Below are 22,329 nucleotides of genomic sequence, written 5' to 3'. Positions count from 1 at the left end.
GTTGCGTCATGAGCAATAATCTGCCGATATCGCTGTTGGCCGAAATGGCCATATTCGTGCGTGTCGTGGAGCTGGGAAGCTTCACGCGGACGGCGCGCGAGCTGGGCATGTCGACCTCCTCGGTCAGTCGCAGCATCTCGCGGCTCGAACGAGCGCTGGGCACGCGGTTGCTGCAGCGCACGACCCGCAGCCTGCGTCTGAGCGAGAGCGGCCAGGCGATACACGAGCGCTGCCTCGACATGGTGAGTGCGGCCCGATCGATCGTGGCGATCAGCGAGGAATACGGCCGCGAGGTCAGCGGCACGATTCGGGTCAGCGCGCCGAAGGCGATCGGGCGCGTGCTGATCCATCCGCACATCCTCGCGTTTCTCGACACCTATCCGCAGGCCGATGTCAGGCTGGTGCTCGACGACCGTCAGGTCGACCTAATCGACGGCGACGTCGACATGGTGCTGCGGGTCACGGACCGCCCGCCGCCGGGGCTGGCCGGGCGGCGCCTCGCCCGCATCGAACACGCGGTCTGCGCCACGCCGCAATACCTTCGCACCCACGGGGTACCGACGCACCCGCGCGATCTGGCCGGACACAGCTGCCTGTGTCTGGGTGAAATGCCGGGCGACGCGCGCTGGCGTTTCAAGCGTGGCGACGAAATGGCGACGGTCAACGTGCGCGGACGCTACTGGGCCAATCACACGGAGGTGCGGCTCGAGGCCGTGCAGTCGCACCTGGGTATCGGCAGCCTGCCCTTTTTCACGGCGAGGCGCGCGTTGCAGCGCGGCGACATCATGCGCGTCCTGCCCGAGTGGGAGTTCATCACCGGCTACTGCGGCGATCTGTGGCTGCTGTACACGCCGACGCGCTACATGCCGCTCAAGTTCCGGGTGTTCATCGACCATCTGGCGGCGGGGCTGGCGCACGAACCGGCGCTGGATGCGCCCGTGGCGGCCGGCGCGGGCACGCCTGGCTTATGAAGTCGGGCGGCGCATAGGCGGCGCGCGGGTCGCGCCGAGCGAATCCCGGCGCAGAACCCAGCCGCGCATCCATTGTCAGACAGGGGGCGGACGGGAGATCGATACATGGATGACGTGGCGACGGGGCCCCGCCGGCTGACCGCCGGATATGTTTTCGCCCTGCTGGCGACGCTGGTGTGGTCGGGGAATTTCCTGGTGGCGCGAGGGCTTGCGGGTAGCCTGCCGCCGGTGAGCCTGGCCTTCTGGCGCTGGACGGTGGCCGTCGCGGTGCTGACGCCCTTCGCCTGGCGTGGGCTGCGGCAGGACTGGCCCGCGCTGCGGGCGCATGGGCGCCATTTCGCGCTGACTGCGCTGCTCGGCGTTTCCGTCTTCAACACGGCGATCTATATCGCCGGGCGCACGGTGGCGGCGGTCGACCTGTCGATCATCGCCGCCAGCTCGCCTGTGTTCGTGATCCTGCTGGCGCGCGTGTTTCACGGCGAGCGCCTGACCGCGGGGCGTATCGCCGGCGTGGCGTTGGCGTTTGCCGGCGTGGTCTGGCTGGTCACCAACGGGCGGCCGACGCACCTGCTGACACTGAGGCCTGGGCGCGGCGAATGGGTGATGCTCGGTGCCGCGCTGAGCTTCGCCGGCTACACCCTGCTGCTGCGGCGGCGTCCGCCGGGCGTGCGCCTGCAGAGTTTCGCGCTCGGCAGCTTCGCGCTCGGGCTGCTGTTCCTGCTGCCGGTCTACCTGTGGACCTCGTGGAGGCGGCCGCTGTACATGCCGGAGCCTGCGGCGCTGCTGGGCGTGCTGTACGTAGGCGTGTTCGCCTCGGTGGTGGCTTATCTGGCATGGAACGCGGCCATCGCGCGTATCGGGCCGTCGCGCGCCTCGCTGATCTACTACGCGATTCCGCTGTTCAGCGGCCTGGGCGGCTGGCTGCTGCTGCACGAGCCGGTAACCGCGGCGGATGCGGCCAGCGCCGGGCTGATCGTCTCCGGCATCCTGCTCGCCAACCGCGCCGCCCGCCCTCAACCCGAATGAAGGAGTAATCGTGATGACTGGCTCCCTGAACATCGACCCGGCGCGCAGCGCGCTGGTCGTCATCGACCTGCAGCGCGGCATCGTCGGCATGCAGACGAAACCGCATGCGCCGGCCGAGGTGGTCGCGCGCAGCGTCAGCCTGCTCCGGGCGGCCCGCGCGGCCGGTGCCCTGCGCGTGCTGGTGCACGTCGGCGGCGGCGCGGACGGACGCGACCGTCTGAGCCCCGAGGCCGACGAGCCGGCACCGGCCGGTCCGCCGCCCGCGGGTTTTTCCGATCTCGTGCCCGAGGTCGGCCCCGAGGCCGGCGACCTCGTGATCCTCAAGCGCCAGTGGGGCGCCTTCTACGGCACCGACCTCGATCTGCAGCTGCGCCGTCGCGGCATCGACACGGTGATCCTGTGCGGCATCGCGACCGAGATCGGCGTGGAAAGCACCGCGCGCGACGCCTACGAGCGCGGCTACCGCCTGATCTTCGCCGCCGACGCGATGAACGGGCGCAGTGTCGAGGGACACGAAAACGCCCTGCACCGCATCTTTCCGCGCATCGGCCTGGTGCGCGAGACGCAGACGGTGGTCGCGGCGCTCGGAGCCGGGCGCTGAGCGGAACCGCCTTCGGCGGTCTGTGGCGCCTGGCCCCGGTTGCGCTGATGGGCGGCCTGGGCGGCGGGCTGGTGTTCCCGATCCTGCCGGCGCTGGGCCCGGCGCTGGGGATTTCGGGCTTGATGATCGGGCTGATCCTGTCGGCCAACCGCATCACCCGCCTCGCCTTCGACGCACCCGCCGGACACCTGGTCGACCGCCTGGGCGGGCGCGGGCCGATCACCCTCGGCCTGCTCATCGAGGCGCTCGGCATCCTCTGTTACAGCCTGGCCCTGCGCGTCGGCCCGCCCGCCGGCTGGTTGCTGTTCGGTCGCGCGGTGTTCGGCGTGGGTTCGGCGATGCTGATGGTCGGCGTGCAGGCGACCGCACTGGGGCTGTCCACGCGCGAGGATCGCGGCCGCAAGATGGCCGGCGTGCGTATCGCCATGAGTCTCGGGATGCCGCTGGGCATGGTGCTGGGCGGTTTGCTGGCCGAGCGCTATTCGGACGACACCGCCTTTCTCGCCGGTGCCGCCAGCACCTTCGCGGCCGCGGGCATCGCCGCGCGGCTGATTCCGCCTGTGCCGCGCGGTCCGCGTCAGAGCGGCCCCCGCGAGGGTCTGCTCGCGCGCCTGCGCACCTTGGCCCGGTTGCCCGCATTCCCCTTCATGGCCACCGCCTGGGGCTTCAATCTGTTGATCTTTCTCAGCGTGCAGGGCGTGATGCTGGCGACCCTGGTGCTGCTGGTGCAGGCGCGCGGCATTCGCGTGCTCGGTCTTGCCGACCAGGGCAGCGCCGGGCTGGTGATGGCGGTGATGATGGGCAGCGGCTCGCTGGCCGGCCTGCTGCTCGGACGGTTGATCGACCGTCTGCATCTGCGCAGCAGCCTGTTGCTGCCCTCGCTGCTCGGACTGGCCGCAGGCTTTGCGGTACTCGCGCTGGCGCAGCGCAGCGAGACGGTGATGCTCGGCGTGATGCTGATCGGGCTTTCCTTCAACGGCGTGACCCTGCCGTTGCTCGCCCTGCTCGGCGACGTCACGCCGCCCTCGGCCTACGGTCGCGCGATGGGCGTGTATCAGATATTCGGCGACATCGGCGGCAGCCTGGGTCCGGTGGTCGGGCTCGATCTGTGCCTGCGCTTCGGCGCCACGCCGGTCTATGCGGGGCTCAGCCTGATCGTGGCCGGTACCTTCGCGGTGGCCTTGTGGGTGCGCCGGCGCGAGGGGCGCTGGCGCGCGGCGGCGCGTTAGCCGGGATTGTCAACGCCTTGCCGGTACCGATGTCGTCGCGGTCGCGCCGGTGACGAAGCGCGCGCATCGCCTCCAGGCCGTGTGCAATGCCGCGCGCACCGCCTCGGCGTCGGTGGGCGGCCGTGCGTGGCCGTGCGCGCCGAAGCGCGCCAGACGTTCGGCCAGCGCGGCCGGATCGTCGTCCGCCAGATGCGCGTCACCGGCGAGGCCGGCGCGGGCGATATCGAGTGCCACGGGCGCCGGGCCGCTTGCCGTCGCCAGCGCCCTTTCCACCAGATCGTTCACCGCAGGTTGCATCGATGGCAGACAGACGACCTGCAGTGCCCAGAAGCCGCCGTCGCGCCAGGTTTCGATAGCCGAGTGCACGCCATAGGCAAGACGCCGTGCGCGCAAGGCGGCGAACAGCGGTGCGGCCAGGCCGCCGCAGAGCGCACGTTCGGCTACTGCCAGCGCGGCGGCTTCCGGCGTGCCGGCCGGCGCTGTCGGCATCAGCCATAGCAGCCCCGGCGGGCCGCTGTCCTGCAAGGCCTCGTGGACGCCGTCGCGCCATACCGGTGCGCGCGGCGCAGGCTCGGCGACCGCGGCGGCAGGCAGGCAGGCGAGTTCCGCGCAGGCGGTGACGGCATCGTCATGCGGCAGATCGCCGGCCACGCCCACGCTCAGGGCGCCGCCGTGCAGTTCGCGTTCGATGAACCGGCGTAGGCCGGCGGATGTGGCGTCGATGGCGCCATCGGCCGGCGCGGGGCCGGCATGGTCGAGACAGTGGTGCAGGGCGCGTTCGAGCGTGTCGTCGGCCTCGGCGAATCGTTCGCGGCGGATGACCTCGCGTTCGCGTTCGAAGGCGATGGGATCGACAACCCGGCTGCCGTGTGCCAGCCGGGCGGCGAGCAGACCGAGCGCTTCGCCCAGTCGCGCGACGGGCACGTAGGCATGGAACACACAGTGGTCGCGTGCGCTCCAGGCATTGACCTGCCCACCCATGGCGTCGATGGCGGCGAGATCGCGCGCGTCGTCGGGGAACAGCAGGTGTTCGGCCAGATGCGCGCAGCCGGCTTCGCCGGCGCGCTCGGCGCGCGCGCCGGCGTGCCACACGATAGCCGCCGCGGCGCCTGCCCGACCCGGCAGGCGACGGCTGGCAACGCGTACGCCGTTGCCCAGCCGGGTGACGCGTGCGGCGTCCGCGGCGGTCACGCGCGCGCCGGCGTCAGCGCGCGGCGGTAGTAGACGAAGGCCAGCGCCCAGCCCGCCAGCATGATCACGGTCACGGCAATCCCGATCTGGCTGAAGTCCAGCGTCTCCAGCGAGGCCCACAGGCCGTGTCGCAGACCGAGCGCGGGGGCCAGCAGCTGCAGCCATTCGATCAGCCCGATGGCCAGCGCCAGCAGTACGGAGAGGCCGGTGAGCGCGGTGTTGAAATAGAGCTTGCGCTCGGCGTCGGCCAGCGCCCAGTCGTAGGCGCGCAGCATGACGATGCCGTCCAGCGTGTCCATCAGGCTCATCGCCGCCGTGAACAGCAGCGGGAACACCATCACGCCCCACAGCGGCAGATGGCCGTTCTGCGCCGCGGCGGCGGAGATGCCGAGAATGGCGATCTCGCTCGCGGTGTCGAAGCCGAGACCGAACAGCAGGCCGACGGGATACATCTTCCAGCTGCGGTCGATGCGCCGGTAGACGCCGCGCAACAGGCGCGCGAACAGCCCGCGACGCTGCAGCAGCGATTCGAGCTCGGCGTCGGACGGCGCCGGCTCGCCCCAGCGGCGCCGCGCGCGGAAGGCGCGCCACAGACGCGAGAACACGAACAGGTTGATCAGCCCGATCAGGGTGAGAAAAGCGGCCGAGACCAGGGTGCCGACCAGCCCGCCCCAGTGCTGCAGCATGGGCAGCTGCGCCTGGGTGGCGCGCACCGCGAGCACCAGCGCGGCGGACAGCCCGAAGACCACGGTGGAGTGGCCGAGGGAGAAGAACAGACCGACCCCCAGCGGCCGCTGGCCCTCGTGGCGTAGCTTGCGGGTGACGTTGTCGATGGCCGCGATGTGGTCGGCGTCGAAGGCGTGGCGCAGGCCGAAGCCGTAGGCCAGCGCGCCGATGCCGAGCAGCGCCGCATCGGCGCGGCCGAGACCGGCGAGCAGGCCCCAGGCGAGCAGGTTGAGGGCGACCAGCAGGGTGGCGATGACCCAGGAGGGTCGTGTCCGGCGCGGTGTCGTGGTGACGGACATGCAGAGCTCCTTGTCTCGGTTCTTGCGGTGGCCCGGCCGCCCGCGCCCGGGCGGGTGGCCAGGTCAAGCCTATACCGCAATCCTGTGGCCGGCTATTCGCCCCAGCCGCGGATGATGTGGCGGTGGGCGCCCATCTTGCCGTGCGCGACCAGCGTACCGAGCACGTCGACGATCGCGCGGGTGGCCATCAGCGAGGTGATGTCGGAGATGTCGTAGGGCGGCGAGACCTCGACCACCTCCATGCCGCAGATGCCTTCCTTGGCCACCGCGCCGAGCAGGTAGAGGATTTCGCGCGGCAGGAAGCCGCCCGGCTCGGGCCAGCCGGTGCCGGGCACGAAGCCGGCGTCCACGCTGTCGATGTCGAAGCTCAGGTAGACCGCGTCGGCATCCTTCCAGGCGTATTCCAGGGCGATCTCGGCGACCTTGTCGAGGCCGAGGCGCTCGACGTCGTGCATGGTGATGATGGTGGTCTCGCGATTGCGCGCCTCCTTGACCGCCTCGCGCGGCACCTGCCAGCCGCCGATGCCGATCTGCACCAGATTGGTGGCCGGCACGTTGGGCAGGTTGGTGGCGTGGAACCACGGCGTGGTGTGCATGCGCTCGTCGAGATCCTTTTCCTGGATGTCGGCGTGGCGGTCGAAGTGGATGATGCCGATGCGCTTGTCGGTCTGCCGGGCGATGCCGCGCACGGTGGCGAAGCCGATCGAGTGGTCGCCGCCGAGGATGATCGGCAGGGCGCCGCTGGCGAACACGTGGCCGACGGCGTTGCTGATCTGGTCGAAGGTCTTCTCGATGTTGGCGGGGATGGTGAAGATATCGCCGGCGTCGCACAGCTTCATCTGCTCGCGCAGGTCGACGCCGATCTCGTAGTTGTACGGCGTGTACAGCGCGGATATGCGGCGGATGCCCTGCGGTCCGAAGCGCGCGCCGGGGCGGTAGGTGGTGCCGCCGTCGAAGGGCGCGCCGATGATCGCGGCGTCGTACTTGCCGACGTCGCGCACGTCCTCGACGTAGGGCGCCTTCATGAAGGTGTTGATGCCGGCGAAGTGGGGCAGTTCGCCGCGTGCGAAGGTCGGGATGCTCTTGTCCTCGATGCTTTCCGCACCGGGCAGGCCCAGGCGCAGACAGCGTTCCTGCTCGGCCTGCCAGGCGACGTCGGGAATATCCTTCTCGTGGTGCGCCATCTTCCAGCCCTGCAGACCGGAGCGGTCGAACGACGGGTGATGACGGTGGCCGGTGGCCGGGCGGGCGAACCCAGGTTGACGGGGTTTTTTGACGAACATGCTCAGTCTCCTTGGTTCGTGGAGGCGGTGTCGCGCAGGTGCCGGGTCATGCGTTCGAGCATTTCCAGGTCGCGCTGTACGCCGGTGGTCTGCCGGATGCGGTCGAGGATGGTCTTCTTCTGCGCGAGGAAATCCGGCGCCAGCTTGAGGTCCTGATCGCGTTCCAGCGGGGGCGGCAGGTCGATGTCGTGAATCGAATCGACATGCCCGGGATTGGGGGCGAGTACCACCACACGGTCGGCGAGATACACCGCTTCGTCGACGTCGTGAGTGACGAACACGATGGTGGTCTTTTCCAGTTCGAAGACGTGCAGGATGAGGTCGTGCATCACCTCGCGCGTCTGCGCGTCCAGCGCGCCGAAGGGCTCGTCCATCAGCAGCACCTCGGGGCGCGACATGAGCGCGCGGGCGATGGCCACGCGCTGGCGCATGCCGCCGGAGAGGGCGTTGGGGTAGCTGTCCTTGACCTTCTCCAGGCCCATCAGCGCGAGCAGGGCGTAGGAGCGGTCCACCGCCGAGGCGGCGTCGGCGGTGGTCGCGCCGCGTGCGTGGGCGTCGAGCTGGCGGCAGAAGCGGATGTTCTCGATCACCGTCAGCCAGGGATAGAGGCTGTAGTCCTGGAATACCATCACGCGGTCCCTGCCGGGGCCGTGCACGGCGCGGCCGTCGACCAGGATCTCGCCCTCGGTGAGGGTTTCCAGGCCGCCGATGATGCGCAGCAGGGTCGATTTGCCGCAGCCGGAGGCGCCGACCAGGGCGAGGAATTCGTTGGGGCGCACCTCGAGATCGATGTTGTCGAGGGCGTGAAACTCGCGGCCCTTGGTGTAGAAATGCTTGCCGAGGCCGCGGACGGCGATCTTGGGTTCGCTGGCGGGATTCATGCCGGTCTCCTCAGGCGCGGTGCAGCCAGGGGAAGGCCCGGCGGTGCAGGAAGCGGAACAGCTGATCCATGATCAGGCCGATGGTGCCGATCAGCAGGATGCCGCCGAAGATCTTGCCGGTCTGCAGGAAGCGCTGCGCCTGCAGGATCGCGTAGCCGAGGCCGGAGTTGGCGGCCACCATTTCGGCCACGACGAGGTAGGTCCAGGCCCAGCCGAGGGTGACGCGCAGGGTGTCGACGATGTCCGGCAGGGCGGAGCGGAAGATCACCCGCGACACGATTTCGGCGCGGTTGGCGCCCATGGTCTGCGCGGCCTCGATCTGCGCGGTCGGCACGTGGCGCACGTTCTCGGAAATCATCAGCACCATCTGGAAGAAGGTGCCGATCCAGATGATGCTGATCTTGGCGCCCTCGCCGATGCCCACCCACAGCAGCACCAGCGGCACGAAGGCCACCGCCGGCAGGTAGCGGGCGAACTCGACCATGGGCTCGAAGAAGGCCTGCACCGGCCGGTAGCTGCCGATGTACAGGCCGAGCGGGATCGCCATCACCGCGGAGAGCACGAAGCCGGCGGTGACGCGGTAGATGCTGATCTCGGTGTCGGCGATCAGGTTGCCCTGCCCGTACCAGGCCTGCAGACGCGCCAGCACCTGGGGCGGCGAGGGTAGGAACAGTTGCGGCACCAGGCCGCTGTCGGACAGCCCCCACCAACCGCCCAGCATCAGCAGGAAGCTGAACAGGGCGATGGCTACGTAGTGCCGGCGCGGCAGCGTGCCGCGCACGACCCAAAGGGTGGCCCGCCGCGCGGCCCGGCCGGCGCCGCTGCCCGTGCCCGCCGCAGCGGGTGCGGGGGCCAGGGTATCGGTCGCCGGATTCAGGGAGGTCTCACGTATTGCGCTCATCTCGCACCTCGCTCTTGGGTTGGGTTGCCGGGCCGCGCGGGGGTGTCAGCTCACTTCGACGCCATGTCGACGAACTTCGGGTCGATGAACATCGAAGGGTCCGGCGTCTTGGCGATCGCCTTCGCCTTGATCAGGAACTTCCCGGTATCCGCCGTGCTGTTGTACAGCGACACCGAGGAGCTGCCCGGCTTCATCGCCTCGCGGTTCAGTTCGGCGCCGAACAGGCGCGTTCCCGCCAGCGACAAGGCATACTCCTTGGGATCGAGACCCACATGCGGCGCCATGATCTTCGCCGCGGCCTCGGGATGGGCGTGCACGAAGCGGACCACCGCGAACCAGGCCTTGACCATGCCCTCGAAGTCCTTGGCGTGCTTCTTGAGCGAGGACTCGCGCGCGGCGACGATGTCGGGGATCAGGCCGGGTGCGTCCTTGCTGGTGAACAGCGGATGGCCCTTGTGGCTGTTCTCGATGCGGTTGATCCAGGGATTCCACACGCCGGCGCCGTCGATGCGCCCGGAGATCAGCGCGGCGGCGGCGTCGCCGGTGCTCATGTTGACGATCTTCACGTCCTTCTCGGACATGCCGTGGCGCGCCAGGGCGGTGTCGGCGAGGTAGTTCTCGATCGAGTACTGCTCGAGTCCGATGGTCTTGCCCTTGAGGTCGGCGAAGCTCTTGATGCTGTTGCTCACCATCAGCGCGTCGTTGCCGGCCGAGTTGTCGGTGACCAGGATGGTCTTGATCGGCACGCCCTTCTCCAACGGCGCCAGGGTGTCGATCAGAGCCTGGCTGTTGGCGTCGAGCTGGCCGGCGGAGAGCGCGTTGACCGAGTCGATGTAGTTCGGGAACCACACCAGCTTCACGTGCGCCCCGTACTTCTTGAAGTAACCCTTCTCCTGGGCGATGTACCAGGCCACCCAGCCGGGCCAGTCGCTGATGCCGAGGGTGATCTCGGCGCGTGCGGTGGACATGAACATCACCGGGGCAAGCAGGGTAAGCATCAGGGTGGCGATCAGTTTCTTGCTGCGTTTCATGGCATGCGCTCCATGTTGAGGTGAGCCGATGATTCCGCGCGTCACGGACCCGCGCGAAAAAAAAGCCCGGGGAGGAATACATCGCGTATTCGCTCTCCCGGGCTTTTATCCCGCCGTGTAGCCCCGCCGCCGGGGCCGGCGACTCTCGGTCCAGGCCCCGCATGGATGCGGGCGGAACCCTAGTCGCCTTGAATGCTGTTTGATAAAGCCGCTGTCTGCGCGAAGACTCCGTGCGTTCAGAATGTCCTGATTCCGTCTATGCAGAATGGGTGCCAGCCTCGCAACATGCTCCAGAAGGGCTGGAACGGGGCGAATGCGTGGCCGTTCGCTTCGCTGCGGTGCGCGCGCCCGTCGTCGCGCCCCGTGCTGGTGCGCGACACCTCTCGCGAGCAGGGGCATAATCGGTTGATGTCACGACGTCGGGGGGCGGATGGACCGCAAGGCGCACTGGGAACGGATCTATCGCGAAAAATCGCCGTTGGAGGTGAGCTGGTATCAGGCCGATCCGACATTGTCGCTGTCGCTGATCGAGGCCGCGGGTTGCCCGCGGAGCGCGGAGATCATCGATGTCGGCGGCGGCGCATCGCGGCTGGTCGACCGCCTGCTCGATGCCGGATACCGGCACCCGGCGGTGCTCGACCTCGCTGGCGCGGCACTCGAACACGCCCGCCAGCGTCTGGGCGACCGCGCCGAGGCGGTCGAGTGGTTCGAGGCCGATGCCACCACCTTCGCCCCGCCGCATCGCTTCGATGTCTGGCACGACCGCGCCGTGTTCCACTTTCTCACCGAAGCGGACGACCGACGCCGCTATCGCCAGACCCTGCTGCGGACCCTGCGTCCCGGCGGCCATCTCATCCTGGCGGCCTTCGCGGTGGGCGGCCCGGACCGCTGCAGCGGGCTTGAGATCGTGCAGTACGACGCGCCGCAGATACTCGAACAGTTCGGCGACGCGTTCGACCTCATCGAGACGCGCGAGGAGTCGCATCGTACGCCGGGCGGCATGATCCAGCGCTTCGGCTATTTTCGACTGATCCGACGATCCGCCGCGACATGAGCGGGCCTGGGCAGGCGGGACATCCGCGTGGATTGGTCGGTCGCCTGCTCGGGCAACTGATGACCTGGCACAACGCCCAGGACAATCGTTGGACACTCGATCTGCTGGAGCTGGCCGCCGGCGACCGCCTGCTCGAGATCGGTTTCGGGCCCGGGATGGCCGTGGAACTGGCCTGCCGTGCCCGGCCTGACGTCAGCGTCGCCGGCATCGATCATTCCGCCGAAATGCTGCGCGCGGCGAACGCACGCAATCGCCGGTTCATCGAGGCTGGGCGGGTGCGACTCGAACTCGGTAGTGTGGACGCGTTGCCCTACGGCGATGCGAGTTTCGACAAGGCGCTGGCCGTGAACAGCATCTATTTCTGGAATGATCCGGTTACGGCGTTGCGCGAAATCCTGCGCGTACTCAGTCCAGGCGGCGTGCTCGCCGTCACCGTGCACGACCGCCAACGCGAAGCATACCGGCCCTTCGATTCTGAGGCCCTGACCGAGCTGTTGCGTGCGTCCGGGTTTGCGTCCGTCGATGTGCGGCGCAACGGGGACCCGCGACACCCATTGATCTGTGCCCTGGGTTGGCGCTGAAATCCTTCCGAGAGGGCTATTCGGGGCGACGGTGGACTTGTGCCCGCGGACCGGTAAACTGAGCCGTTTTGAATTTCCAGGGTAGACCATGAGACCGCTGATCCGACTCTTTTTCCGCACCGTGCGTCTGGTGGCGACGCCGATCATGATCGCCGCCGACCGGATGACCACGCCCAAGGGCATCGAGCGTCCGGCCGAGGAACAGGCGAAGGTCGACGCCGAGACCCGTGCGCTCCGGCTCTATCACTTCCAGTCGTGCCCGTTCTGCATCAAGACGCGGCGCGCGATGAAGCGGCTGTCGCTCGACATCGCTCTGCGCGACGCCCAGCACGACCCGGCCAGCCGCGCAGAACTCCAGGCCGGCGGCGGCGAGGTGAAGGTGCCCTGCCTGCGTATCGAGGAAGGCGACGGCAGCGTGCGCTGGATGTACGAATCCACGGACATCATCGCCTACCTCGACCGGCGCTTCGCACCGAAACAGGCGGCCTGAGCGCATCGGTCGAGGCTGCACGCGATGCCATGCTGGGAATCGGCCGATACGTGTAGTCTGGGTGTGATGACGTTACGTGGAACGAGAGGGCTGTAATCGACCCTGAGCAGCCATTGGCATGTTCCAGATTGATCGGCGGCTATGTAGCACTTTGCAGACATCGAACGCTACAGGAACAGCTTGCAGCGTCTTGAAAATCGGTGGCGATTCAGTTCGACGGGGTCGGATTCCTATTTGCATTCGTATGCGTTCCCTGACACATAAGGCGAGTAGCCACCTTGAATACTTGTCCAAACTATTCTGTTCGCACCGAGTTGTGCCGCCTTGTTACGAGCCTGATTTTTAGCGCTCTTGATACCAACAGATGCCGCAAGATTTCCCCACCCAGATGTTCCGCTGACAGTGCCAATAAATTTACAATTGGAAACTGTATTCGCTACCGCATCGCGCACATTCATTGCTTGCTGGGTTAGAGTCGTTGCGCAACCCACCAAGGACAGAGAGATGAGGATTGTAAGTACAATTTTAATCTTCATACGCCCGCCTAATTATCGTTAGCTGCGTTTTCAGTGGGCCGCAGTGTTATACGTCGCCATCACGTTGCTTCGCAAGTTGGGGCAACGTGGCTCGAATGGTGACCTTCAAAGCTTCGGCGGCGTGATCAGGAGTGGTTGAATCCCAAACAACTGTCAGATGATGGTTAGTGTCGAAATGGGTTTTTGCCGCCTCAAACTTACTTCGCTCGCAGGTAATCCCCCCAAGAATTAGCGGTGCTCAAAAGTAGAATTTTCTCGTAACCTAGCACGAAGGAGATTCTGCATGAAGAGATCGCGATTTTCGGACAGCCAGATACTGGCGATCCTCAAGCAAGCGGAAAACGGGGTGCCCGTCCCCGAGCTGTGCCGCGAGCATGGCATGAGCAGCGCCAGCTTTTACAAATGGCGCGCCCGGTACGGCGGCATGGATGCTTCCCTGATGGCCCGGCTGAAGGAACTCGAAGACGAGAACCGCCGGCTCAAGAAGATGTACGCCGAGGAACGCCTCAAGGCCGAAATCGTCCAGGAGGCGCTCACAAAAAAGTGGTAAAGCCATCCCGACGCAAGGAGATGGCTCAGCAAACGGTCGCGGTCCGAGGCGTTTCTGTTCGCCTGGTGTGTGCGGCATTCCGGATCAGTGAAACCTGCTACCGCTACCAGGCTACGCTCAGCGATGAGAACGCCGAAATAGCTGATTGGCTGGTCAAGCTGACTGCGCAGGGAAGCGATTGGGGCTTTGGCCGATGCTTTCACTATCTACGTAACGTCGAGCATCAGGGCTGGAATCACAAGCGTGTCTATCGGATTTACTGCGCGCTGGCACTGAACCTTCGGATCAAGCCCCGGCGTCGCCTGAAGCGGCAGACGCCTGAGCCCCTGAAAGAGCCAATCAAGCCGGATCAGGTCTGGTCGATGGACTTCATGCACGACCAGCTCAGCGATGGCAGGTGCTTCAGGCTATTCAACGTGATTGACGATTACCGGCGAGAGGGTCTGGCCATTGAAGCGGGCTTCTCCTTGCCGACGCTGCGAGTGATCCGAGTGCTGGACCAGTTGCTGGAATGGCGGAGAAAACCCACCGCCATTCGCTGCGACAATGGGCCAGAGTTTGTCAGCCATGAGTTCGTCAGCTGGGCCATGAGGCGGGACATCCGCATCGACTATATCCAGCCTGGCAAGCCGCAGCAGAACGCCTACATCGAGCGCGCGAACCGAACCATTCGCTACAGCTGGCTGAGCAAACACCTGTTCGACAGTTTGGAGGAAGTTCAAGATTATGCGACCCAATGGCTCTGGTTCTACAATCACCGTCGCCCCCACAAAGCCAATGGCGGCAAGCCGCCACTGATGGTGGCGTGAACCCTACCTTTGCGCACCGTTAAAAAGGGGGGGATTACCGGTGCAGCCCTGGTTGATGAATACCTTGCGCCCGATGCGGATGTTGCGTCCGCATTCCGTATGAAACGGCGGGAACAGCTTGAAGGTCTCGTCGACCGGTTGGCCGGTCAATTCGCCGAACAGCGTCCGGATTTGCGCATCGTCCTCGAAGCCGAGCCGGTTCAGCTCCGCGGTCAGGCGCATGGCCTGTTTGACGTCGGCGGCGATCGCGTCCCACTCGGGGCTCGGGATCGGTATGCGCCTAGCGGGCGGCCGGGAACGGCTGTGCATCGGCTCAGGCCGATTGGCGCATGGCGGTTTGTGGGGCCAACGCGCCCGCGTCGCCGCAGTCAGTGGCCATGGCGGTGATGCGCGTCGGGAAAGTGTGCGTGGGCATGCGTCTGCGGCTCGTGCCGGTGGGCATGGCTGTGCCGGGTGCCGGGGGCGACGGGAAACGGGTGCGTGTGCCGGTGGTGTTCGTCGTGGACGTGCGCGTGCTCGTGCAGCAGCGCCTCGTGCGTATGCCGGTGTGCGTGATGCTCGGTCAGGTGCAGCCAGGTGCCCAGGCCCATCAACGCGCCGGCGACCAGCAGCTTGAGGGTGAAGGGTTCGCCCATCAGCACCGCGAGGGCGGCGCCGAAAAACGGCGCCACCGAGAAATACGCGCCGGTGCGGGCCGTGCCGAGGTGGCGCAGACCGGCGACGAACAGCGTCAGGCTGACGCCGTAGGCCATCAGGCCGACGAGCATCGCCCCGGCGATCGCGGGCGGGCTCGGCAGGGAGGCGCCCAGCGCCAGTGCCAGCCCGAGATTGACGATGCCCGCGACCAGGCCCTTGATGCCGGCGATCCACGCGGCGTCGCTGAGCGAGACCTTGCGTGTCAGATTGTTGTCGATGCTCCAGGCAAGGCAGGCGCCCAGGATCGCCAGTGCGGGCCACCATCCGGCGAAGCGGGCCTCGCCCGGCCAGCTGATTACCACCGCGCCCAGAACGATGGCGGCCATGCCCAGGGCGATGCGCCGGTCGAAATTCTCCTTGAAGGCGAACCAGGCCAGCAGTGCGGTGAACACGCTCTCGGCATTGAGCAGCAGCGACGCCCCGGTGGCCGGCATGCGGGTCAGGCCGAACATCAGCAGTACCGGCCCGACGATGCCGCCGGCAGCCACGGCGCCGGCGAACCAGAGGACTTCGGTGCGCGAAATGGACACGCGCGGGGCGCGCGTGACGATGCGGTAGGCCATCAGGCCGATGCCCGAGCCGAGGTAGAGCAGGCCGGCGAGCAGCCACGGCCCGACGTCGTTCAGCAGCGCCTTGGCCAGCGGCGTGCCCGCGCCGAACAGCAGGGCGGCGGCCAGCGCGGCCATGACGCCCGGGTTGCGTAAGCCCGATGGGGTGTCCACCTGATTGCCTCTGTCCTGCGGATCGATCCGAGTCGTCTAGCGTAGCCGAGCGGCACGAGACGGCCAACAGGCTCGCAACGGCTTCCGCGCGCGATTACAGGGTTTCGTGCGTGCCGTCGCAGAAGGGCGGGTTGCCGGTGCGCTTGCAGCCGCACAGGTAGACGGTCTCCGTGCGTTCGGCGGTGAACTGCACCGGCGTGAAGCCGTTGCGCGTGTGCGCGCCGTCGCAGAAGGGCTGCCGGCGGCTGAAACCGCAGGCGCACCAGAAGTAGGATTTGTTGGCCTCGACCGTCACTGCATACGGGCCCTTGCGGGCGATTTTGGGTTGTGCGTTCATGTCGTCGTTCCTCGTGGGGGCATTCCGCCCGGTGTGACCTAACGGACAATACGCCGATCGGCGGGTCGCTGGCGAACGCCGGCGGCGCACCGAACGGGTGCGCCGCCGGCAGATCGATGGCCGTGGCCTCAGGCGAGGTCGAAGCGGTCGAGCATCATCACCTTGTCCCACGCGGCGACGAAGTCCTGGACGAACCGCGTCCCGGCGTCCGCGCTGGCGTAGTACTCGGCGAGGGCGCGCAGCTCGGCGTTCGAACCGAACACGAGGTCGACCCGCGTCGCGGTCCAGCGGCGTTCGCCGGTGTGCCGGTCGCGGCCCTCGAACAGGTCCTCCGCTTCAGACGTCGGCGTCCACACTGTGCCCATGTCCAACAGGTTCACGAAGAAGTCGTTGCTCAGGGTTTCCGGCCGCTCGGTGAACGCGCCGTGACGCGTCTGGCCGTGGTTGGCGCCGAGCACCCGCAGGCCGCCGACGAGCACCGTCATCTCCGGCGGGCTCAGCGAGAGCAGCTGCGCCTTGTCCACCAGCAGGGCCTCGGCCGGGACCGTGTAGCGTGTCTTCTGGTAGTTGCGGAAACCGTCGGCGATGGGTTCCAGCACGGCGAACGAATCCACGTCGGTCTGCGCCTGCGTCGCGTCCATGCGGCCCGGCGCGAACGGCACCTCGACCGGGTGGCCGGCACGCCTTGCGGCCTCCTCGACCCCGGCGCTGCCCGCCAGCACGATGAGATCGGCGAGCGAGACCCGCTTGTCGCCGGTCTGCGTCCGGTTGAAGGCGTCGCGGACGCCGCCCAGCACGCCCAGCACCTTCGCCAGTCGCGCCGGTTCGTTCGCCGCCCAGTCCTTTTGCGGCGCCAGGCGGATGCGGGCACCGTTCGCGCCGCCGCGCATGTCCGAGCCGCGGAAGCTGGCGGCCGAGGCCCAGGCGGTGGACACCAGCTCGCCGACCGATAGCCCCGTGCCGAGGATCTGCGCCTTGAGGTCGGCCACGTCGTGCGCCTCGATCAACGCGTGATCCGCCGCCGGGATCGGGTCTTGCCAGATCAGCGCCTCGGCGGGCACGTCCGGGCCGAGGTAGCGCGCACGCGGTCCCATGTCGCGGTGCGTGAGCTTGAACCAGGCCCGCGCGAAGGCGTCGGCGAAGGCCTCCGGATCCGCGTGGAAGTGCCGCGCGATCCTTGCGTAGGCCGGATCGAAACGCAACGCGAGGTCGGTGGTGAGCATGGTCGGCGCATGCCGCTTCCCTGGGTCGTGCGCATCCGGGATCTCGCCCGCGCCGGCGCCGTTCCTGGGTACCCACTGATGCGCGCCCGCCGGGCTTTTCGACAATTCCCATTCGTAGCCGAACAGGTTGTCGAAGAAGGCCTGGCTCCAGCGGGTGGGCGTCTGCGTCCAGGTGACCTCCAGGCCGCTGGTGATGGTGTCGCCGGCCTTGCCGGACCCGTGGCGGCTGTGCCAGCCGAGACCCTGGGCCTCGATGGGTGCGGCCTCGGGGGCGGGCCCGACCAGCGCCGCGTCGCCTGCGCCGTGGGTCTTGCCGAAGGTGTGTCCGCCCGCGATGAGCGCCACGGTTTCCTCGTCGTTCATCGCCATGCGCGCGAAGGTCTCGCGGATGTCGTGCGCCGCGGCCATCGGGTCGGGATGGCCGTTCGGGCCCTCGGGGTTCACGTAGATCAGCCCCATCTGCACGGCGGCGAGCGGGTTCTCAAGGTGCTCGTGTTCGCCGGCATGGCGACGATCCTCCAGCCAGGCCTTCTCCGAACCCCAGTAGATGTCCTTTTCGGGTTCCCAGATATCCTCGCGGCCGCCCGCGAATCCGAAGGTCTTGAAGCCCATCGATTCGAGCGCGACGTTGCCGGTGAGGATGATGAGATCCGCCCAGGAGAGGCTGCGCCCGTATTTCTGCTTGATCGGCCAGAGCAGGCGCCGCGCCTTGTCCAGGTTGACGTTGTCGGGCCAGCTGTTGACCGGCGCGAAGCGCTGGTTGCCGGTGCCCGCGCCGCCGCGGCCGTCGCCGGTGCGGTAGGTGCCGGCGCTATGCCAGGCCATGCGCACGAAGAACGGGCCGTAATGGCCGAAGTCGGCCGGCCACCAGTCCTGCGAGTCGGTCATCAGTGCATGCAGGTCGCGCTTGACGGACTCGAGGTCGAGTTGCTTGAACGCCGCGGCGTAGTCGAATCCGCTCATTGGATTCGACTGAGGGCCATGCTGGCGCAGGATGTCCAGGCGCAGTTGGTTGGGCCACCAGTCGCGGTTGGTCGTGCCGCCGCCGGCGGTGTGATGGAACGGGCAGTGATTTTGGGTCATGGCGACGCCTCCAGATAGTGTCTTACGCGGCTTGTGCCGGTTGCCTATCTGTATAGGTCGTCGCGATCAATCAATAAAATGAATTGTTCCTAATGTGCCGATAGCGTTTGCCAATGACGCAGCGGATGGCGTCCCGCACGGCCTCCGCGCATTCGGTCATGCCTCCGGGCAGCCGGTCGCCCGCTCGCTGTCCAGCCCGGCCATCAGGGGCAAGGGGTAGCGTTCGCCGGCCACGGCTTCCTCGGGGGTGGCGCGTTCGAGGGTGACGAGGTCGGCTGCATCGAGCGTCAGCTTGAGGGCGCCGAGCGCCTCGCCGAGCTGCGCGGGCGTCCGCGCGCCGACCAGCGGCACGATGTCGACGCCCTGCGCGGCAACCCAGGCGATGGCGAGCTGGGCCACGGTGGCGCCCTTGAGGGCGGCGATGCGTTCGAGGGTCTCGACGAGCACGAGGTTGCGTTCCACGTTGCCCGGCTGGAACCGCGGGAAACGGGCGCGTCCGTCGCCCGCCGAGGCGGCGCCGGGCCGCCAGTGGCCGCCGAGCAGTCCGCGCGAAAGCACGCCGTAGGCCGTGATGCCGATGCCGAGTTCGCGACAGGTGCGCAGGATGCCGTGTTCGATGCCGCGCGAAATCAGCGAATACTCGATCTGCAGGTCGCAGATCGGGTGCACGGCGGCGGCACGGCGCAGGGTTTCCGGGCCGACTTCTGAAAGGCCGATATAGCGCACGTAGCCGGCCTGGACCATGTCCGCGATGGCGCCGACCGTGTCCTCGATGGGGACCTGTGGGTCGAGGCGCGCGGGGCGATAAATGTCGATATGGTCGACACCGAGCCGCTGCAGCGAGTAGGCGAGGTCGTTTTTCACGGCGATGGGCCTGGCGTCGAAGCCCGACCAGCCGCCGGCGGGATCGCGCAGGGCGCCGAACTTCACGCTCAAAAGCGCATCTTCGCGCGGGCGGCCTCGCAGGGCTTCGGCGATGAGCAGCTCGTTGTGGCCCATGCCATAGAAGTCGCCGGTGTCGAGCAGGTTGATGCCGGATTCCAGCGCGGCGTGAATGGTGCGTATGGCGGCGGCGCGGTCGGCCGGGCCGTACATGCCGGACATGCCCATGCAGCCGAGCCCGAGCGTGCCGCTGTGCGGTCCGTTGCTGCCCAGTCGTCGTTGATCCACGATCTAACCCCCTAGGGGGCGCTGGATTCAGGTGCCCGGCGCCCTCCCCCGCTGCCGCCGCGGCATCGCCGCCGGATGACCCGCGCGACCGTGTGGAAATCAGACCATGCTACGCGCGTGCGGTTCCCGCGCGATGGTGCGCCAGAATCAGCGCCTGCCCGCTTGTCCTTCCAGCACGGCGTCTGCGGGGCCGGGGTAGCCGTGGAGGTAGCCCTGTTGCAGATGGCAGCCGTGCGCGACCAGGGCTTCGCGTTGCTGCGCGGTTTCCACGCCTTCGGCCATGACCTCGAGATCCAGGCTTTTGCCGAGGGCGAGGATGGTACGCACGATGGCGGCGTCGTTGGGGTCGACGAGCAGGTCGCGCACGAAGGACTGGTCGATCTTGAGCTGATCCAACGGCAGGCGCTTGAGATGGCTCAGCGAGGAATAGCCGGTGCCGAAGTCGTCCAGCGAGAAGCGCACGCCGCGCGCCTTGAGCGCCTTCATTTTGCCGACCAGATTGTCGAGGTCGTCGATGAACAGGCTTTCCGTCAGTTCAAGCGTCAGGCGGTCGGGGGCGGCGCCGGTCTCGTCGAGCAGGGTCAGCACTTCGGAAACGAAATCCGGGTGGTGGAACTGGCGGGCGCTGACGTTGACCGACAGGGCCAGCCCGGCATGCGCGGGGCTCCGCTGCCAGGCGACCAGCTGCTCGCAGGCGGTGCGCAGTACCCAGCGGCCCAGCGTCAGTATCTGGCCGGTGGATTCGGCCACGGGAATGAAGACGGCGGGCGAGATCAGGCCTTCCTGCGGATGCCGCCAGCGCACCAGCGCCTCTGCCCCGAGCACCTGCCCGTCGCGGCCGGTCTGCGGCTGATAGAGCAGCAGGAACTGTTCCTGTTTGAGGGCCACGTGCAGCTCGGATTCGAGCGCCGCGCGTGCGGTCAACGAATCCTGCATCACGGGATCGAAGAATTTGATCTGGTTGCGCCCGGCGGCCTTGGCCTCGTACATGGCCATGTCGGCACGCTTGAGCAGTTCGTCGACGTGGTTGTCCGCTTCCGAGAACAGCGCCACGCCGATACTGGCGGTGATGTTGTACTGCTCGTCCAGCAGCGGGAAGGGGTCGCCGAAGGCATGCAGCAGCTTGCGTCCCGTGGCCTCGATGTCGCGTATCGCCGCGTCCGGGGTTTCGCCCAGATTTTCCATCAGCAGGACGAACTCGTCGCCGCCGAGCCGTGCCAGGGTGTCGTTACGGCGTACCTCGGCACCGATGCGCGCGGCGACCTGTTCCAGCAGCCGATCGCCTTGTCCGTGGCCGAGGGTGTCGTTGAGCACCTTGAAGTTGTCCAGATCGATGAACAGCAAGGCGCCGAGTAAACGCGTGCGTTCGTAATTGTCGAGCGCGTGCCGGGTGCGGTCGAGCAGCAGGCTGCGATTGGGCAGCCCGGTCAGGGGGTCGTAGAAGGCCAGCCGGTGAATTTCCGCCTGATTGAGCTTCTGCTCGGTGAAGTCGGTGGAAATGCCGCAGAGGGCGTAAATCTCGTCGTTTTCATCGCGCAGCGGCTGCTTGACGGTCAGGTAGGTATGCCGTGACGTACCGTCCGCGCGCTGGTTTTCCTCCTCCAGGGTCAGGCGCTCTCCGTCATCGAGCACGCGGCGGTCGTCGGCCTGCGTGCGCGCTGCGGTTTCGGCATCGTACAGGGCGTCGTCGGTCCGCCCGATGATGGCCTGCGCCGGCAGGCCCAGGTGTTCGGCATGACGGTGGTTGACGTACTGATATCGAAGCTGCCGGTCCTTGATGTAAATGCCGGCATCGACCCCGTCGAGGATCAGCGCAAGCTTGGCCTCGGTGATGCGCAGGTGACGCCCCTGTGCCAGTACGTGCCGCCGCTGCAGCCACATCGACAGCAGCGCCGCGATCAGCAGCATGACCAGTGCGCCGCCGCCCCACCAGACCAGCGGCGGGATCGGCGTCTTGCGCTGAATCTCTTTCCAGTGATCGAGAATGCGGTAATAAGGGGAGTTGGCCGAGGCCTGCCATTGCTTGAGATAGAAGTCGATGGCGTCGAGCAAGCCCTGGCCGCGCTCCTTGGCGGTGGCGAAATAGAGCCGCGAGGGTTGAAAGATGATGGGTGTGTTGTCGAGGTGGTAGCGGCGCGCTTCGCTGTCGCCGAAGAACTTGTTCGTGGCCACCGCATCGGCATCGCCACTGGCGGTCATCTCGAATGCGGCGGCCAGCGTGTCGGTGGACAAGAGGGTGACGTCGTGAAGGCCGAAGCTGCGGATCATTTCGGTCAGGTAGCCCATCTGCACCGAGCCCGCGAGCACGACGATGCGCTTGCCGGCGAGATCGCGGATCGAAACCAAATGGACGCCGGGATTGCTGTACAGTTCGGACCAGCTGTAGAGCGCGGGGACGCGGCCGAAACCGAGGGTCTGCGCGCGCAGTGCGCTGTAGGCGACATCGGGCATCAGATCGATGCGTCCGTCCCGCAGCATCTTAAGGCATTGCTGCCAATTGCAGACGACCGGCTCGATGGTCCAGCCCTCGCGGTCCGCGATGGCGTAGAGCAGATCGCCGAAGATGCCGGAAATCCGCCCATGTTCCAGAAAGATCTTGGGCGGGTTCTGATAGACGCCGACCCTTACGGCCCGGGGGGCGCCCGAAACGCCGCCGGCGATCAGCGACAGCAGGCAGACGAACAGCAGGCCGAGACCGCCGCGTCCGCGTAATACGTCCATGAGCCGCAGACCTTGAGGGCCCGCCGGTCCATCCTGGCGCATAGATTCTCCACAGCCAGACCGGACCATACCGGTGTGGCAGGCCCGATCCGGAGTTGTCAGTTGGGCCTGGCGCGTGCTTGGAGTGCCGAGTGCCTGGCGCGTGCGCTTCACGCTTCTATCAAGATAGACGGCTTATCGACCGTTTACGCGGATACTGAAGTGCGCGCATGCCTCCG

The 22,329-nt window shown here is 67.2% G+C and carries 21 protein-coding genes and 1 riboswitch; of the genes, 8 read left to right on the top strand and 13 right to left on the bottom strand.

The window, feature by feature from the left end:
• The first annotated feature begins 8 nt into the window (after window positions 1-8).
• From THPRO_RS08055 to THPRO_RS08040, 4 genes are all read left to right on the top strand, one after another.
• A complete protein-coding gene (locus THPRO_RS08055; RefSeq protein ID WP_038090496.1) occupies window positions 9-971 on the top strand; it encodes a LysR family transcriptional regulator in 963 nt (320 codons plus the stop codon).
• Between the two features lie 105 nt (window positions 972-1,076).
• Window positions 1,077-1,997 carry a DMT family transporter gene (locus THPRO_RS08050; protein WP_065089475.1) on the top strand — a complete coding sequence of 307 codons (921 nt, stop codon included), beginning with the start codon at window positions 1,077-1,079 and terminating at the stop codon, window positions 1,995-1,997.
• Window positions 1,998-2,010: 13 nt separating this feature from the next.
• On the top strand, window positions 2,011-2,598 hold the full coding sequence (locus THPRO_RS08045) for a hydrolase (protein WP_038090505.1): 588 nt from the start codon (window positions 2,011-2,013) through the stop codon (window positions 2,596-2,598).
• Window positions 2,595-3,827 carry an MFS transporter gene (locus THPRO_RS08040; RefSeq protein ID WP_330219988.1) on the top strand — a complete coding sequence of 411 codons (1,233 nt, stop codon included), beginning with the start codon at window positions 2,595-2,597 and terminating at the stop codon, window positions 3,825-3,827. Before THPRO_RS08045 ends, THPRO_RS08040 begins: the two co-directional genes overlap by 4 nt.
• A gap of 9 nt (window positions 3,828-3,836) precedes the next feature.
• Here THPRO_RS08040 and THPRO_RS08035 read toward each other — a convergent pair whose 3' ends face one another.
• The 6 genes from THPRO_RS08035 to THPRO_RS08010 form a co-directional block, all read right to left on the bottom strand.
• Window positions 3,837-5,018, bottom strand: a complete 1,182-nt coding sequence (locus THPRO_RS08035) for an insulinase family protein (RefSeq protein ID WP_038090507.1) — start codon at window positions 5,016-5,018, stop codon at window positions 3,837-3,839.
• Complete coding sequence (locus THPRO_RS08030; RefSeq protein ID WP_065089474.1) at window positions 5,015-6,043, bottom strand: HoxN/HupN/NixA family nickel/cobalt transporter; 1,029 nt, start codon at window positions 6,041-6,043, stop codon at window positions 5,015-5,017. The genes THPRO_RS08035 and THPRO_RS08030 overlap by 4 nt, the downstream gene beginning before the upstream one ends.
• Before the next feature lie 92 nt (window positions 6,044-6,135).
• Window positions 6,136-7,326 (bottom strand): agmatinase family protein, encoded by a 1,191-nt coding sequence (locus THPRO_RS08025; protein ID WP_145930754.1) that lies wholly within the window; start codon window positions 7,324-7,326, stop codon window positions 6,136-6,138.
• Window positions 7,327-7,328: 2 nt separating this feature from the next.
• Complete coding sequence (locus THPRO_RS08020; protein ID WP_052064377.1) at window positions 7,329-8,207, bottom strand: ABC transporter ATP-binding protein; 879 nt, start codon at window positions 8,205-8,207, stop codon at window positions 7,329-7,331.
• A gap of 10 nt (window positions 8,208-8,217) precedes the next feature.
• Window positions 8,218-9,108 (bottom strand): ABC transporter permease, encoded by an 891-nt coding sequence (locus THPRO_RS08015; protein WP_082954530.1) that lies wholly within the window; start codon window positions 9,106-9,108, stop codon window positions 8,218-8,220.
• 50 nt (window positions 9,109-9,158) lie between these two features.
• The gene (locus THPRO_RS08010; RefSeq protein ID WP_082954529.1) at window positions 9,159-10,139 is read right to left on the bottom strand and encodes an ABC transporter substrate-binding protein; all 981 of its coding nucleotides are present in this window, start codon (window positions 10,137-10,139) and stop codon (window positions 9,159-9,161) included.
• A gap of 92 nt (window positions 10,140-10,231) precedes the next feature.
• A riboswitch (guanidine-I (ykkC/yxkD leader) is annotated at window positions 10,232-10,333 on the bottom strand.
• A gap of 236 nt (window positions 10,334-10,569) precedes the next feature.
• Here THPRO_RS08010 and THPRO_RS08005 point away from each other — a divergent pair.
• The 3 genes from THPRO_RS08005 (at window position 10,570) to THPRO_RS07995 (ending at window position 12,264) form a co-directional block, all read left to right on the top strand.
• Window positions 10,570-11,193 carry a class I SAM-dependent methyltransferase gene (locus tag THPRO_RS08005; RefSeq protein WP_038090510.1) on the top strand — a complete coding sequence of 208 codons (624 nt, stop codon included), beginning with the start codon at window positions 10,570-10,572 and terminating at the stop codon, window positions 11,191-11,193.
• Window positions 11,190-11,774, top strand: a complete 585-nt coding sequence (locus THPRO_RS08000; protein WP_038090511.1) for a class I SAM-dependent methyltransferase — start codon at window positions 11,190-11,192, stop codon at window positions 11,772-11,774. Before THPRO_RS08005 ends, THPRO_RS08000 begins: the two co-directional genes overlap by 4 nt.
• Before the next feature lie 88 nt (window positions 11,775-11,862).
• Window positions 11,863-12,264 carry a glutaredoxin family protein gene (locus THPRO_RS07995; RefSeq protein ID WP_038090513.1) on the top strand — a complete coding sequence of 134 codons (402 nt, stop codon included), beginning with the start codon at window positions 11,863-11,865 and terminating at the stop codon, window positions 12,262-12,264.
• A gap of 230 nt (window positions 12,265-12,494) precedes the next feature.
• On the opposite strand, the gene THPRO_RS16265 is transcribed toward THPRO_RS07995, so the two are convergent.
• A complete protein-coding gene (locus THPRO_RS16265; RefSeq protein ID WP_082954528.1) occupies window positions 12,495-12,800 on the bottom strand; it encodes a DUF4156 domain-containing protein in 306 nt (101 codons plus the stop codon).
• A gap of 283 nt (window positions 12,801-13,083) precedes the next feature.
• On the opposite strand from THPRO_RS16265, the gene THPRO_RS07985 reads away from it, so the two are divergent.
• Window positions 13,084-14,159 (top strand): IS3 family transposase gene (locus THPRO_RS07985; RefSeq protein ID WP_145930752.1). Its coding sequence is split into 2 segments (ribosomal slippage): window positions 13,084-13,336 and window positions 13,336-14,159, totalling 1,077 coding nucleotides; the frame shifts between segments, so codons are not numbered across the junction.
• Between the two features lie 3 nt (window positions 14,160-14,162).
• On the opposite strand, the gene THPRO_RS07980 is transcribed toward THPRO_RS07985, so the two are convergent.
• The 6 genes from THPRO_RS07980 to THPRO_RS07955 all read right to left on the bottom strand — a co-directional run bounded on the left by THPRO_RS07980 (window position 14,163) and on the right by THPRO_RS07955 (window position 22,111).
• Window positions 14,163-14,468, bottom strand: a complete 306-nt coding sequence (locus tag THPRO_RS07980) for an LbetaH domain-containing protein (protein ID WP_052064378.1) — start codon at window positions 14,466-14,468, stop codon at window positions 14,163-14,165.
• Between the two features lie 59 nt (window positions 14,469-14,527).
• A complete protein-coding gene (locus tag THPRO_RS07975; protein WP_038090517.1) occupies window positions 14,528-15,577 on the bottom strand; it encodes a DMT family transporter in 1,050 nt (349 codons plus the stop codon).
• Window positions 15,578-15,671: 94 nt separating this feature from the next.
• On the bottom strand, window positions 15,672-15,914 hold the full coding sequence (locus tag THPRO_RS07970; RefSeq protein WP_065089472.1) for a CDGSH iron-sulfur domain-containing protein: 243 nt from the start codon (window positions 15,912-15,914) through the stop codon (window positions 15,672-15,674).
• A gap of 128 nt (window positions 15,915-16,042) precedes the next feature.
• Window positions 16,043-18,220 (bottom strand): catalase/peroxidase HPI, encoded by a 2,178-nt coding sequence (katG, locus tag THPRO_RS07965; protein WP_038090519.1) that lies wholly within the window; start codon window positions 18,218-18,220, stop codon window positions 16,043-16,045.
• Between the two features lie 156 nt (window positions 18,221-18,376).
• Window positions 18,377-19,390, bottom strand: coding sequence for an aldo/keto reductase (locus tag THPRO_RS07960; RefSeq protein WP_038090524.1), 1,014 nt, complete (start codon window positions 19,388-19,390; stop codon window positions 18,377-18,379).
• A gap of 147 nt (window positions 19,391-19,537) precedes the next feature.
• Window positions 19,538-22,111 carry an EAL domain-containing protein gene (locus THPRO_RS07955; RefSeq protein WP_082954527.1) on the bottom strand — a complete coding sequence of 858 codons (2,574 nt, stop codon included), beginning with the start codon at window positions 22,109-22,111 and terminating at the stop codon, window positions 19,538-19,540.
• Window positions 22,112-22,329: the final 218 nt, after the last annotated feature.

This window comes from Acidihalobacter prosperus, assembly GCF_000754095.2.
Classification (GTDB): Bacteria; Pseudomonadota; Gammaproteobacteria; order DSM-5130; family Acidihalobacteraceae; genus Acidihalobacter; species Acidihalobacter prosperus.
Note: the sequence above shows the minus strand (reverse complement) of the source record. Positions and strands in the feature narration are given on the sequence as shown.

Excerpts from the sequence above, each read along its gene's own strand:
- THPRO_RS08010 (WP_082954529.1), bottom strand. The coding sequence starts at position 10,139 with ATGAAACGCAGCAAGAAACTGATCGCCACCCTGATGCTTACCCTGCTT.
- THPRO_RS08015 (WP_082954530.1), bottom strand. The coding sequence starts at position 9,108 with ATGAGCGCAATACGTGAGACCTCCCTGAATCCGGCGACCGATACCCTG.
- THPRO_RS07970 (WP_065089472.1), bottom strand. The coding sequence starts at position 15,914 with ATGAACGCACAACCCAAAATCGCCCGCAAGGGCCCGTATGCAGTGACG.
- THPRO_RS08025 (WP_145930754.1), bottom strand. The coding sequence starts at position 7,326 with ATGTTCGTCAAAAAACCCCGTCAACCTGGGTTCGCCCGCCCGGCCACC.
- THPRO_RS08020 (WP_052064377.1), bottom strand. The coding sequence starts at position 8,207 with ATGAATCCCGCCAGCGAACCCAAGATCGCCGTCCGCGGCCTCGGCAAG.
- THPRO_RS16265 (WP_082954528.1), bottom strand. The coding sequence starts at position 12,800 with ATGAAGATTAAAATTGTACTTACAATCCTCATCTCTCTGTCCTTGGTG.
- THPRO_RS07955 (WP_082954527.1), bottom strand. The coding sequence starts at position 22,111 with ATGGACGTATTACGCGGACGCGGCGGTCTCGGCCTGCTGTTCGTCTGC.
- THPRO_RS08045 (WP_038090505.1), top strand. The coding sequence starts at position 2,011 with ATGACTGGCTCCCTGAACATCGACCCGGCGCGCAGCGCGCTGGTCGTC.
- THPRO_RS08030 (WP_065089474.1), bottom strand. The coding sequence starts at position 6,043 with ATGTCCGTCACCACGACACCGCGCCGGACACGACCCTCCTGGGTCATC.
- THPRO_RS08055 (WP_038090496.1), top strand. The coding sequence starts at position 9 with ATGAGCAATAATCTGCCGATATCGCTGTTGGCCGAAATGGCCATATTC.
- THPRO_RS07980 (WP_052064378.1), bottom strand. The coding sequence starts at position 14,468 with ATGCACAGCCGTTCCCGGCCGCCCGCTAGGCGCATACCGATCCCGAGC.
- THPRO_RS08005 (WP_038090510.1), top strand. The coding sequence starts at position 10,570 with ATGGACCGCAAGGCGCACTGGGAACGGATCTATCGCGAAAAATCGCCG.
- THPRO_RS08050 (WP_065089475.1), top strand. The coding sequence starts at position 1,077 with ATGGATGACGTGGCGACGGGGCCCCGCCGGCTGACCGCCGGATATGTT.
- katG (WP_038090519.1), bottom strand. The coding sequence starts at position 18,220 with ATGACCCAAAATCACTGCCCGTTCCATCACACCGCCGGCGGCGGCACG.
- THPRO_RS08000 (WP_038090511.1), top strand. The coding sequence starts at position 11,190 with ATGAGCGGGCCTGGGCAGGCGGGACATCCGCGTGGATTGGTCGGTCGC.
- THPRO_RS07995 (WP_038090513.1), top strand. The coding sequence starts at position 11,863 with ATGAGACCGCTGATCCGACTCTTTTTCCGCACCGTGCGTCTGGTGGCG.